Raw genomic sequence first — 12,767 nt, 5'->3', positions numbered from 1 at the left:
AAAAGCCCTTCCATTTATTTTCAGAAAGGGCTCTTATACGAAAAATATCAATATATACTATGATATAATTATCAAGTATAAAATCAAAAGAGGCTCAAAATTATTATGCATAATTTAATTGTTAAACGTATATATGATAAAGATTTACCTGAAGGATATAGGATCTTGATCGATCGTGTATGGCCTAGGGGTATGTCAAAAGTTAGAGCTAACTTAGATATTTGGGCAAAAGAAATTGCGCCTACTACTGAACTAAGAAAATGGTTTGGACATGATCCAGAAAAATTTGATGAGTTTAAAGAAAAGTATTTGGAAGAGTTAAAAAATAACGAGAATACTGATAAATTCATCGAAGAGGTCAAGTCTGCACTTAAAGATCAAGATGTATTGATTTTATACAGTGCCAAGGACCAAGAAAATAATAATGCAAAGGTATTAATACAATTTTTAAAAACGAAAATAAAATAGTCGGTGGATATTATGGAAGAATTTGATCTGAACGCCTTACTCTCGAGTAACGAAAAGATGCTAATTCGATTGCTGCAAAGCTATGCAATATCCAATAATATAGTTATTTGTGTCTTAGATAATAATTCCTTAGTTGTGAAAACTGTTGGTGATACTAGTGGGAATGAATTCTTACCACTATTAAATGAGAAATTTAATCTATCCAATATTCAAAGCCACAAACTTCTTTACCACATAGAGTACGCTGATAGATCGATTATGATCAGTGAAGTAGATCAAATAGTCGGCAAAGTAGCTACAATTTTTCCCGTTGGTGGAAATAGCAAAGACAATGTTTCAATCTATAAAGAATTAAAGTTACACAGTATGTTTTTAAAGAATATGATTGAGAATATAGCCCAATTAATGATCGAGAATACTGGAGTCGATAAATTTATAATTAAATATCAGCTTAAAGTGGAAGATATTATTGATGGTTTAGACGAGAACGAAGCCACAGCATTACAACAACTTAGTAATTTATCTACATCTAATGAAGCAATTATTTCAGCAATTGAATTTATTGATAATAATTTAGATAAAAGATTGACGCTTGATCAAGTAGCTAAAAGCGTTTATTTGTCAGATTTTTATTTTAGTAAACTTTTTAAAAAGGAAACAAAGTTGAGCTTTTCCGTTTATTTGAATGCTAGAAAAATTCAACAGGCAATGTTGCTATTGAAAGAAACTGATTTAAGTATTAATGAGGTTTCAAAACGATTAGGTTTTCGAAGAATGAGTTACTTCAGTCAGACTTTTAAAAAATATACCGGTTTTGCACCATCAAGATTTAGAAATAAAAAAAACTAGGACAGCTGTCCTAGTTTTTTTGCTTCTTGTTGTTATTAATATAATGAATAATCAAAGTTACTATTATTGCTCCAGCTAAGAAGATGACGAAGACCATATTTGGAATATGGATGTCGATCATTGGGATGGATAAGAATAACTTAATAGCGATAAAGAGAATCAATACATAAGCCATACCTTGAAGTTCTGGTATTTTACCCATAAGTCCCATAATTATTTCAGCGATACCTCTCATAGCCAGAATACCGATCATACCACCAATCAATACGATAACCGGGTTATGTGAAACAGCCAGAGAAGCAAGAACTGAATCAATTGAGAATACAATATCCATCAACTCAATTGATATAACAACTTGCCAGAATTTAGAAATGTGAAGATGTTTTTTCCAACCTGTATGTTGAACTTTCTTTTTAGGAGCCTCAGTTTGCTTCTTGTTTTTATCTAAGAAAAAGTGTTTTACAAACAAGTAGAATAAATATAGAGCACCAAAGGCTTTGATAGCCCAGAAATTAATTAGGTAAACACCAATACCAATTACTAAGAATCTAAAAATATAAGCACCGATCAAACCGTAGAAAAGAGATTTTTCTTGGTCTTTTTTGTCAGGTAAAGATTGAGTTTGAGCAGCTAATACCACTGCGTTATCCACTGATAGGATACACTCCATGATTACCAACGAGAAGATAATTAGCCAATCTTCACCTGATTCAATAACCGTTGCCCAGTTATTTAAGTCAAAGAATGGTGCGTACATATTAATAATTGCATTCAATCAGAACATTTCCTCACTTTATGTTTTTGTCATTGAAGATATATAATACACAAATTTCCCCTAAATGTATAGCTTCAATAACTCCCTTTATTTTTCATTCTACTAGATATGTTCAAGAAATTATACTGTAAATAAAAAAAGCTGCCATTTGGCAGCTTTTTAAACAGTAGGTACGAATGTTGTGTAGATCAACCAGATATTCAATATTGTAAGAATAACGGCGATTAAATAACCGATCCATTTAACAGTATTGTTGTTGGCAAATTTACCCATCATCTTTTTACTACTTGAGTATTTTATCAGTGGGAAAATTGAGAATGGTAAAGCCACACTCAAGAATACTTGAGAGAAAGTCAAAAGTGATTCGATCTTTGCCTCGTTACCACGATAAATAACAGCGAATGCAATAACAGGGATGATTGAAAGCAAACGTGTGATAACACGTCTAGCCCACAATTTCATCTTCATGTGGACAAAACCTTCCATTACTATTTGACCAGATAGGGTACCAGTAATAGTTGAGTTTTGACCAGATGCTAGTAATGCAACGGCGAAAAGAATACTTAAGATAGGACTAGCAACTGCCCCAGCAATTTTTGGATCTTGTAAAGCGTTGTATAAGTCTACAAAACGACCCAAATCACTCTTAGTTCCATAGAAAAGTGCGGCACCTAAAAGTAATAATAAAGTATTAACAACAAAAGCTAATGTTAATTGAATATTTGAATCCCAAGTAGAGAAACGAACAGCTTTTTTAACACTGTTGTAGTCATTACGATCATATTTTCTTGCTTGAGAAATTGAAGAATGCAAGTAAAGATTATGTGGCATAACCGTTGCACCAACAATACCTAAAGAAATATAAAGCATGCTTTGGTTTTGTAAGATAACTGGATCTGGTACAAAGCCTACGACCATTTGACCCATATTAGGTTTTGCTAAGATTACTTCGTACATGAATACCGCTAAAATTACCATAATTAATGCGGCAACAATTGCTTCGATCTTTCTGAAGCCAAGTTTCATTAGAACTAATAGTAATAAAACGTCAAATGCGGTGATCAAAACACCCCAAAGAATCGGAATATTAAATAATAATTTTAAGGCGATAGCCGAACCTATAATTTCAGCAATATCAGTTGCCATAATTGCTAATTCGGTGACTATCCATAATATAAAACCAACACCCTTACTAGTGTTATCTCTGGTTAATTGTGCTAAATCTCGACCGGTTACAATTCCTAGCTTTGCTGCCATGTATTGTAATAACATAGCAATCAAACTGGATATCAAAATAACTGTTAACAGTTTATATTTGAATTGCGCTCCACCAGCGATAGATGTGACCCAGTTACCTGGATCCATATAACCAACAGCAACCAAGGCTCCAGGGCCGCTATAGGCAAGTAATGTTTTAAAAAAGCCAGCATTATCAGGTACTTCAACAGTATCGTTGATTTCTTCAAGTGAAGGACCATTTGCGTAGTGAATCAGGCTCTCACGTTTTTTCTCATTGTCTTTCAAGCCTACTACCTCCTTATTAATCTTTAAACATAATAACATGGTCTTATAAGATTTTAAACAAAATAAAAAATAAAATTAGGTTGGCTTAACAATAACAAAAATAGTTATAAAAACAGAGGTATCGAATGATTTGTATTAAACATGATAGTCATTTTCAATTATTAGAAAGGGGATGAAAATCATGAATGTAATAATAATAGTTATTGATGTAATGTTCTTCTTGAGTGCCGTATATAACATTTATTGGCAATCACAAATTGAGATTCGTTCGATATACAAAGTTTCGACGTTGATTTTTGCGGTTGTAATGGGTGCTTGGTTGCTATTTTCACCAGTGAATCAATTAGCCTATATTGTTATGGTCGCAGAATTTTTGACCTTGACCATAATGAACGGAGTCGGAGGCATTGGTAATAATAAGATTATTTTGAATGGCTTTTATTCCGGTGTCCTTGATTATTCACGTATAATTCATGTTACCCTTATACCAATAGAAATTACTGGTAGAAAACCTAAGGTTGCGGTTGTTTTTAATACTAACCGCCCTCAGCAAATTCAGATGAGTTTTAATAAATCATACAAAGATATTGAAAATTATTTAAGCGACAAACTGAATAGTGGCGTACAAATGGAAATAGGCCAAATCTAAAAGAGCGCAGTAAAACATGATTAGCTTTTGAGCATTAACGCAAATAGCCTCCAACGATTCGATTCTGAATCGTTAGAGGCTATTTATTTTTTTCTATAGGCTAGTTAGAACTATTCAAGTCACGAATATGATATCCAATATAACCTAAGATAATTAATATTGCAGCAATCGCTAATTGCCACCAAAAAGTTTCAATATCCATTTTATGGACGGGTACTTTTGTTATATATCCAAATGGAGTTAACTTAGAAACCCATTTTGGTAAGTCTATCAATTTACCAAAGTATTCTACAAATAATGCAAATCCAGCATATAAATAGCTAACTGATGTGATCTTTGGCAACCAACCAACTATAAAAGCAGTAATCGCAAGCATTATCAATACTGGAGGAATATAAGCATAGAATCCCTTTAAGAATACTGATAATTCAATAGGGTGCTTCATAACAGAAGCTCCACCCAATTGTAAGCCCCACATTCCGGCAAATAATGCAACTATACTTGTTAATGCGCCAAGAATTAGAACACTTGTAAATAAGTAATTACGACTTACTGGTTTTGAATGTATCAACTCTAAGTAGCCTTTGTTTTCACCGGATTTAAGATAATTTATTATCTGCATGCCAGGGAATAAAGCTAAGACTCCAAAGACGATCATAAGAAGAGCCACGAATTGTTTGATTATCATGACATTTGCTTTATTGATCTCTGAAGCACCAACTAATTGTTTCATAGCTGGATTTGTTTTTAGAATATCACCGATAGTATTGAAAATAGAACCATAAGTAAATCCTAAAATCAATAAACCGATAACCCAAACAATGATGGAAGTTCTGTGAAGTCTCCAAAATAGGCTAAGGGGTCCTCTTAAAAAGACAGAGGCATTAGCACGACCAGGTTTAGTTGCAATAATTCCTGAACCAATATCACGATGATTGTTTATCCATAGTGATGCTATTGAAAGAATTAATGATAGTGTCAACATCAAAAATACTGGTAACCAATTATTATCTTGATAGGTAGAGAATTTTTCTACCCAACCGAAAGGAATAAACCAAGTTGCTTTTGGGTGAGATACATCGGTAGTCATTCTAGCAATGTACATTACACCTAAAACAATATAAGACAAAATAATGGCTGAACGAGAATTATCAACTAATTGTGAGAAGAAAGCAGCAATAGTTGCATACATGAATCCGGCTGCGCCAAGTCCTAATCCTAGAAGGAAATTACCATTAAGATCGGTACCTGGTAAATCAGCTATTTGTAAACCAATACTGTATAGAAATCCAATAATTGTATTTATTATTAGTAATTCAATTAAAGATGAAGATAGGTTAGACAACTTACCAACTGAGTGAGACTGAACTATTTCTAGTAATCCGGAGTCTTCATCTCCACGAGTATTTTTAATAATAATTGAAAAATTCATAATTGCTGCCATGATTGCCATGAAGACGGTCATTTCGCCAGCAAAAACGTCAGCTGTAGTGTAAGGACCACTTCCAGGCAATTTACCAAATAGAGAAATCATTGAGGGAGATTTTAGTGTTTTAACTATCTCATCAATTGAAGCCTGTGTGTCATAAATGGAAGTGAACTTTGCAGCAATAGATGCAAATAATACAACTAATAATACTGACCAAGTGGTTAACTTAAACCAGTCACGTTTTAAACTAAAACGAGTTAAAAACAATGTTCGATGATAGTTACGATTTTCCATGATACTTATCTCCCTTCATCTGAGTTGTAATATCTCATGAATAAATCTTCCAAAGTTGGAGGGGTTGATTGAAGTGAAACAATTTTCTTACTTGATAGGTAATCCATGACGGGACTAATTTGGTCAGAATCTACTGAAAAAGTTGTAAGTCCATCAGTTTCCAAAGTTACATTATGGACACCTTTAAAATCTTTTAGTTCAGTTGTTGGATTGATCGTTTGATATTGAATAACTGTTCTAGTTAAATGACGCATATCAGATAAAGAACCAGTTTCAACTATCACGCCGTCACGGATAATACCAATTCGATCACACATCTTTTCTACTTCAGATAAAATATGGCTTGATAATAGGACAGCTTTTCCAGCCTCTTTTAATTCTAGAACTGATTTTTGAAATATTTCTTCATTCAAAGGATCTAAACCTGAAGTAGGTTCGTCAAAGATATAGAAGTCGGCATCAGTCGAAAATGCTGCCACCAAGGCAACTTTTTGACGATTACCTTTAGAATAGGTTCTTGCTTTTTTAGTAGTATCTAATTGAAATCGCTTGATCATTTCGTCTGTCCTGGCGGAGTGTTTAGTATTTCCTAATTTTAAAAATAAGTCGATTATTTCTCCACCAGTTAAATTAGGCCACAGGTAGACATCCCCAGGTACATAAGCCAATTTTTTATGAATTGATACTGAATCTTTATAAACATCTTTTCCAAAAAGAGTGGCAGTACCACCGGATGCTCGTAATATTCCAAGCAAGGTTCTTATGGTAGTTGATTTACCAGCTCCGTTAGGGCCAATGAATCCGAACACTTCACCTGGATAAACATCAAAGGTGACGTTTTTTAAGGCCTGAAACTTACCAAATCTTTTTTGTAGATGATCAATATGTAAGATCGCATTTTTTTCTTGTGTCATCGTTATGATCCCCTTTATATCAAATTAAGTTTTATAAGCATTAAACTTGAATTTTTACTAATAAAATGAAATATTTCCCTTGAATAGTTCATTTATCAAAGAGTATATTAGTTGTGCGAAAGGGTAGTGTCAACCATAAAAAGTGGGCAAAGTGAACTATCTGATCGACTAAATATAACTATATTGATTTGACAATAAAGAAAGTGAAATATGGTGAAAAAATAATTTTAGGAGAAAGATATGGCAAATAATATAAAACGTAAAGAGAAGAAGAAATTAGACATATTAAATGCCGCAAGTTTGGCTTTTAGTACTAATGGTTACAAAAATACCTCCATTGCAGAAATAGCAAAGGAGGCAAATTCATCGCAGGTAACTTTATATAAGTATTTTCCCAGTAAAATCGAATTAGCTAGGGAAGTGATGATTAAAATGATTGTTGATGGTTATGCTGGTTATAATCAGAGATTGGAAGAATCAGATTTGAGTTTCAAGGAAAAAATTGAGAGTATTTTGAATTTTGGAAGCAGTGAAGTGGAACATATTAATGCTGATTTTATGAGTTTTATGATCGATGAATTCCAGGGATCAAATGGGGATGATCGAGTTATGAAAGCCTATGATGATGGGAAAGAGAATTTTTGGAAAAATATTTTAAAGCAAGGTCGAGCAGAAGGGGATATATCCGATGATATTAAAGATGAAGTCATTTTGATGTATGTTGATATGATCTTGACTTATTTCATGAGCCCGGCTACTTCAAGAAAGACTAAAAATTTAGTCACAAAAAAATATTCCAATGGGTTAGCCCACGTGTTCTTTTATGGAATTATGGGTAAGTGATTTAGGTAAAATAAGTTGGTAATCTTCAAAAAAGTTACTTTTTAATTTTCCGAATTCATCAATCAAAGCGTGAAATTCTCCAGCTTCATCTGGAGTATAGTTGAAATCTGATTCTACTAAATTCTTTAATTGCATATAAGTTGGTTTCTTATCGAAGGCATTTAGAGTTTTAAAAAGTTTCATACAGTAATTGTCAGCTACAAAAGTTGAGCGGTGGAAGTAATATAGTAGTAAGACATCGGCAGTTTCATTGCCAATTCCTTTTAGGGATAATAATTTCTTACGCAAAAGCTTAGTAGATAATTTTTCCCATTCATCAAAATTGTCGCGATAGGCTGTTAATAATGATTGTAGATATATTGATTTATTATTGAAAAATCCACTTGGCTGAATTAATTCTCTTAGTTGATCTAGAGGCAGACTAAGTAATTTGTTCAAGTTGAAATTTGTTGCTTTACGTAGATTTTCTAGTGAACGATCTACATTTTTCCAATTAGTATTTTGAATCAAAACCATACCCACTAGCATTTCTTCAGTACTTTTAGTTGGCCACCAATTTTGTCGTCCAAGCTTTTTACTTAGTAATTCAAATAATTCTCTAACAGTTATTTCTTTTTTCAAAATATCCCTCCAAGATATTTCTATTATCGTATAAAATTTAAAAAATGTCTTTTGTTACACGTTAGGCTATAAAAACTTGGAAATGCAAAAGAAGGCTGTGACGCATGTCACGGCCTTCTTTTTTATAGCTATTATTCTGATCTAAGTGCTGTTGCAGCATCTTTTTTAGCAGCCATACGAGCTGGAATATGTCCACCAAGGACTGTAAGTATTGTACTTACTATTATTAAAATCAATGCGTGCATTGGATTTAATTGAGCCACATTGCTCAAATCGGTCATGCTCTTAAGTACAGCATTTATTGGGAAAGTTGCTAACCAAGCAATTACTACACCAAGAACACCAGAAGCTACACCGAGAATAGTAGTTTCAGCATCAAAGACGCGAGTAATATCTTTCTTTCTAGCACCTAAGGCTTTTAGAATACCAATTTCTTTAGTACGTTCAAGAACGGAAGTATAGGTAATGATTGAAATCATAATCATACTTGTAACTAATGAAATTCCGGCAAAGGCAATCAAGACGTACGTTATAGCGTCCATTAGTCCACCAGTTAAATTAGAAACAGAACCAGCTAAATCAGTATAGATGATTTTATCTGATTTACTCTTACCTTTATTGTACTTATCTAGGTAATTCAATACTTTATCTTTGTTCTTGAAAGTACTTGGATAAATCATAATACTTGCTGGTGTTTTAGAGCCACCAAGGTAGCTAACTAGTCCATCTTTAGTAGTCGAATCAACTGTTTCACCCGTTATAACGTTGTTGTCACTCGATTTTTGAGCGGTTACTATATCAGAACTTTCATTTTGTTTAATAATGTTTTTAGTTAGTTGGTCACTATAGGCAATACCAGAAGCAAGGATATTTTCAGATGATTTTGATTTAACACGTAAAATACCTGATATTTTCAAAGTTGTATTGTCATCTTTATTGTACATTGAAGAATCAGCACTATTAGGTACGAAGTTGCCAGTAGGTAGTTTTTGATAATAATTATTATTTGAAACTACCTTAGTTTTTGTACCAATCAGTTTATCAAAGTTTATTTTTTGACCATTTTTAACTGAAAAGCCAAGATTCTTTAGAGCATTGATATTAGTAGAGTTATCTTTATCTACTATTAAAACAATGTCGTTAGCGTTAGTTGGAAGTGATCCAGAAATGACTTTATAGTGTTTCTTTAAAAATGATTGGCCGTTTTTACCACCAGGGTAAACTGAGCCGCCAACACCAGTAGATGTTGCCATAGCGCTTGTCATAGAGCTAGTGGAACTAGCTTTACTGTCCGCATTTGAAAATTTGACAGTCTTAACTTTTCCATTTACTTCACGTAGTAAATTCATTCCTGTCGAATAAGTATAAGTGATTGTTTTACTTAATTTTGGATCGATGTTATCAACGTAATCTGTATACTTTTTATTGATTTTGTTAACATGAGTAGCTTTGTCGGCCTCGCTTAATTTAGCCGTTACTTTGTTCGATTTGGATGTTTTCTTATCTTTGGTACTTGGGGCAGTTTGATTTGACGCTACCTGTGAGATAGTGATCGGAAATTGAGCTAATGTATTTGATTGTGTTTTATCAATTTGGGTTTGGAATCCAGATGATAAAGCCAAAACAATTGCAATACTGATGATACCAATACTAGAGGCAAAGGCTGTTAAGAATGTTCGAGCCTTTTTTGTCTTGATATTTGTAAATGAAAGTTTAAGCGCCGTCCAAAAGGTCATTTTGGTTTTCTTTAGAGAAAACTTATCATCTTTCAAATCTTCTGTATAAGGGTTTGAATCATTTTGAATCTTACCATCAGCGAATTCAATAATACGATTAGCATATTGCTCAGCTAAATCGGGATTATGTGTGACCATGATAACTAAGCGTTCTTTTGACAATTCTTTGATGAGTTCCATAATTTGAACACTAGTTTCAGTATCTAAAGCACCGGTTGGTTCATCACAAAGTAGAATTTCAGGATCATTAGCGATCGCACGTGCAATTGCTACACGTTGCATTTGACCACCAGAAAGTTGGTTGGGTTTTTTATCCATATGTGGTCCTAAGCCAACACGCTCTAAAGCTTTGACTGCTTTTTAACGTTTTTCACCATTGGAAACCCCACTTAAAGTCATTCCCATTTCGACGTTATCAAGAATACTTAAATGTCCGATAATGTTATAGCTTTGAAAAATGAAGCCAACTGAATTGTTACGGTAGGCGTCCCAGTCGGATTCAGAGAAATCCTTTGTGGATTTTCCCTTAATGATCAAGTCACCTGAATCATAGATGTCTAATCCACCAATTCCATTAAGCATAGTAGTTTTACCAGAGCCACTTGGCCCTAGTATCGCGACAAATTCTTTAGATCTAAATGACACGGAGACGTCATCTAAAGCTTTAGTTACAGAATCGCCGACATAGAAATATTTTTTAATATGTTTTAATTCCAGCATTTTATTAATCCTTTTGTTTTAAATTTGTAATGTTTAAATTTTAATTCTTTGTTAGAATATCATTATTGCAACACCATGTCTCATATAATAAGAATTTTATATCTATTACGCAATCATCAATTTAAGACAAATTGTTTTTAAAGCAACATATTAATTTAATTTGTTGCATATTTGGAGGACAAAATGGTTGGAATCAAGAATAATCGTCGAGCACGTTACACAAAGAAAGTTGTTCAAGAAACGGTTTTAGATCTTTTAGAAAATAAGCCTATCAACAATATAACGGTGACGGAAGTGTGCAAAAAAGCTGATGTTAATAGAACGACATTCTATCGATACTATGAAGATATTTATCACTGTGTTGATGATATTGAATTAGATTTTTTAAATTCGGTTGATACTCCTGAAAAAGTGGAACCAACTTCTGCATTGGAGAGCTTGCTGACAGCATTTTATAACAAAAAAAAGCTCAGTAATTTAGTTTTTGTAGAAGGTAAAACTAGAATACTTGAAAGAATGCAGAATTCAATGAACCAAAATGGAAAAAATTTGGATCAATATCAATCTGCCTATTTGATGTCTGGAATGCAAAGTATTATGAAGATATGGGTCAAGAATGGAATGAAGGAAACTCCGTCTGAATTGACACAAGTTATCATTAAAATTGTTTTTGCAGATGAGCTGCAACCATTACGTAAATTAGTCGTAAATGATAGTTCTGAGTGCGATAAGTTTGTTTGAATACGTTTTCTGAGTTTAAACCTTTATGCGATAAAAATAATTGTGTTAGGATATTATTCGTGCGCAAAAAATCAAGTAGGGGGAAAGGCATATGCAAGAAATTTTATTTGTTGTGGGATCATTGGGGATCTTATTGTTAGAAAAATATGTCTTAGCTAATAATTCTAGCTTTTGGATAGGAGCTATTGTACCTATCATTTCAATAGTTTTTGTTATTTGGTTACTATCAACTGATAGATTACAGCTGAATTTTGTAGATATTTTAGTTTCGCTAGTTTATATTTCATTAAGCTTTATATTCTGGGGTCAAGGACAAGATTTGTATCATAGAAGAACTGTTAAAAAGGTAAATGAGAGAATCTACGATTAATGGTTAAATAATTTGAATAATACCCAAGTAGGACCGATAATGGCTTCAGATTTAGGATAGTGTTTCTTAAATCTTACTTTAGACTTAAAGAAAGAAGTCATGATAATGAAAGCTGAAAAAAGAGATCGAATATATTTGATCCTACTTGCTTTGTTTATTATTGCGGGCATTATAGCGTTATTCGTATCTAAACCATTAGCAATAATCAGTTTCATTGCCGCAGCAGTATCTTGCGTTGCATATTTTTGGGATATTGTGGCTAAACATCACGGATATAAACATAAAACAAGCTAATTAAAAACTTTAAGGTATACTCTTTGTGAGTATATCTTTTTTTGTGGAGGAATTAGCGTGCTGAAAAAATTTGAATTGATGTTGTATGTGGATGATGTTGCGATGATAGGTGAATTTTTTGAAAAGGCCTTAGATGCTAAAATTATCAGTAAAACTAGAATGGTTGATGATAGTTTTTCATTGAAATTGTCTTTATTGGATCAAGTTGAAATTAATTTGTACAATACGGAATTTGTTAAAAAGTATTCACCGATGGTTTCTCTTGAAATGCCTTCGTTGATGTTTGTTGTTGATGATATTGAAGAAACTCATGAACAAGTTGCTAAGTATGCTAAGGATATCAGTACTGTTTCAGTACAAGGGAATCAAAAAGTCTTTAGTTTTGCGGATCCAGAAGGACATTATTTTGCAGTAGGTAACTAAATATTGGAATAATTTTATTTTTTAGCGTTAAAAAAGGAGCAGTGGCAAAAGCCACAACTCGGTACTGCAACTATTTTTTGAGACAATAAAATAAAAGCACTTCTATTATTGGGTTAT

General features: G+C 33.0%; 13 protein-coding genes and 1 pseudogene. 8 read left to right on the top strand and 6 right to left on the bottom strand.

All coding sequences use genetic code 11. The features are described 5' to 3' along the window. Positions 1 to 105 precede the first annotated feature (105 nt). Positions 106 to 468, top strand: coding sequence for a DUF488 domain-containing protein (locus FC72_RS01955; protein ID WP_057764253.1), 363 nt, complete (start codon positions 106 to 108; stop codon positions 466 to 468). Positions 469 to 480: 12 nt separating this feature from the next. Beyond that, complete coding sequence (locus FC72_RS01950) at positions 481 to 1,317, top strand: helix-turn-helix domain-containing protein (protein WP_057764252.1); 837 nt, start codon at positions 481 to 483, stop codon at positions 1,315 to 1,317. 10 nt (positions 1,318 to 1,327) lie between these two features. Here FC72_RS01950 and FC72_RS01945 read toward each other — a convergent pair whose 3' ends face one another. Both FC72_RS01945 and FC72_RS01940 read right to left on the bottom strand, forming a co-directional pair. Further along, positions 1,328 to 2,074, bottom strand: coding sequence for a TerC family protein (locus tag FC72_RS01945; RefSeq protein ID WP_420806035.1), 747 nt, complete (start codon positions 2,072 to 2,074; stop codon positions 1,328 to 1,330). Between the two features lie 177 nt (positions 2,075 to 2,251). Further along, positions 2,252 to 3,655, bottom strand: coding sequence for an Nramp family divalent metal transporter (locus tag FC72_RS01940; protein WP_057764247.1), 1,404 nt, complete (start codon positions 3,653 to 3,655; stop codon positions 2,252 to 2,254). A gap of 142 nt (positions 3,656 to 3,797) precedes the next feature. On the opposite strand from FC72_RS01940, the gene FC72_RS01935 reads away from it, so the two are divergent. Next, positions 3,798 to 4,265 carry a hypothetical protein gene (locus FC72_RS01935; protein WP_057764245.1) on the top strand — a complete coding sequence of 156 codons (468 nt, stop codon included), beginning with the start codon at positions 3,798 to 3,800 and terminating at the stop codon, positions 4,263 to 4,265. 100 nt (positions 4,266 to 4,365) lie between these two features. On the opposite strand, the gene FC72_RS01930 is transcribed toward FC72_RS01935, so the two are convergent. Next, positions 4,366 to 5,988, bottom strand: coding sequence for an ABC transporter permease (locus FC72_RS01930; RefSeq protein ID WP_057764243.1), 1,623 nt, complete (start codon positions 5,986 to 5,988; stop codon positions 4,366 to 4,368). A 5-nt stretch (positions 5,989 to 5,993) separates the two neighbouring features. Then, a complete protein-coding gene (locus FC72_RS01925) occupies positions 5,994 to 6,902 on the bottom strand; it encodes an ABC transporter ATP-binding protein (protein ID WP_057764241.1) in 909 nt (302 codons plus the stop codon). A gap of 240 nt (positions 6,903 to 7,142) precedes the next feature. Here FC72_RS01925 and FC72_RS01920 point away from each other — a divergent pair, with 240 nt between their 5' ends. Further along, positions 7,143 to 7,745 (top strand): TetR/AcrR family transcriptional regulator, encoded by a 603-nt coding sequence (locus FC72_RS01920; protein WP_057764240.1) that lies wholly within the window; start codon positions 7,143 to 7,145, stop codon positions 7,743 to 7,745. Here FC72_RS01920 and FC72_RS01915 read toward each other — a convergent pair. Beyond that, positions 7,707 to 8,366 (bottom strand): endonuclease III domain-containing protein, encoded by a 660-nt coding sequence (locus FC72_RS01915; protein WP_057764238.1) that lies wholly within the window; start codon positions 8,364 to 8,366, stop codon positions 7,707 to 7,709. The genes FC72_RS01920 and FC72_RS01915 overlap by 39 nt on opposite strands. A 131-nt stretch (positions 8,367 to 8,497) precedes the next feature. Beyond that, positions 8,498 to 10,822: pseudogene (locus FC72_RS01910) on the bottom strand (ABC transporter ATP-binding protein/permease). Between the two features lie 183 nt (positions 10,823 to 11,005). Between FC72_RS01910 and FC72_RS01905 the strand changes: the two are divergent. The 4 genes from FC72_RS01905 (at position 11,006) to FC72_RS01890 (ending at position 12,650) form a co-directional block, all read left to right on the top strand. Next, positions 11,006 to 11,563: a TetR/AcrR family transcriptional regulator gene (locus FC72_RS01905; protein ID WP_057764236.1), complete on the top strand. Its 558-nt coding sequence runs from the start codon at positions 11,006 to 11,008 to the stop codon at positions 11,561 to 11,563. Between the two features lie 91 nt (positions 11,564 to 11,654). After that, entirely contained in the window at positions 11,655 to 11,933 is a 279-nt protein-coding gene (locus tag FC72_RS01900) for a hypothetical protein (RefSeq protein WP_057764234.1), read from the top strand. A gap of 105 nt (positions 11,934 to 12,038) precedes the next feature. Next, the gene (locus FC72_RS01895) at positions 12,039 to 12,227 is read left to right on the top strand and encodes a hypothetical protein (RefSeq protein WP_057764232.1); all 189 of its coding nucleotides are present in this window, start codon (positions 12,039 to 12,041) and stop codon (positions 12,225 to 12,227) included. Positions 12,228 to 12,284: 57 nt separating this feature from the next. Next, a complete protein-coding gene (locus FC72_RS01890) occupies positions 12,285 to 12,650 on the top strand; it encodes a VOC family protein (RefSeq protein ID WP_057764230.1) in 366 nt (121 codons plus the stop codon). Positions 12,651 to 12,767: the final 117 nt, after the last annotated feature.

The organism is Companilactobacillus tucceti DSM 20183, from assembly GCF_001434665.1.
Classification (GTDB): Bacteria; Bacillota; Bacilli; order Lactobacillales; family Lactobacillaceae; genus Companilactobacillus; species Companilactobacillus tucceti.
Note: the sequence above shows the minus strand (reverse complement) of the source record. Positions and strands in the feature narration are given on the sequence as shown.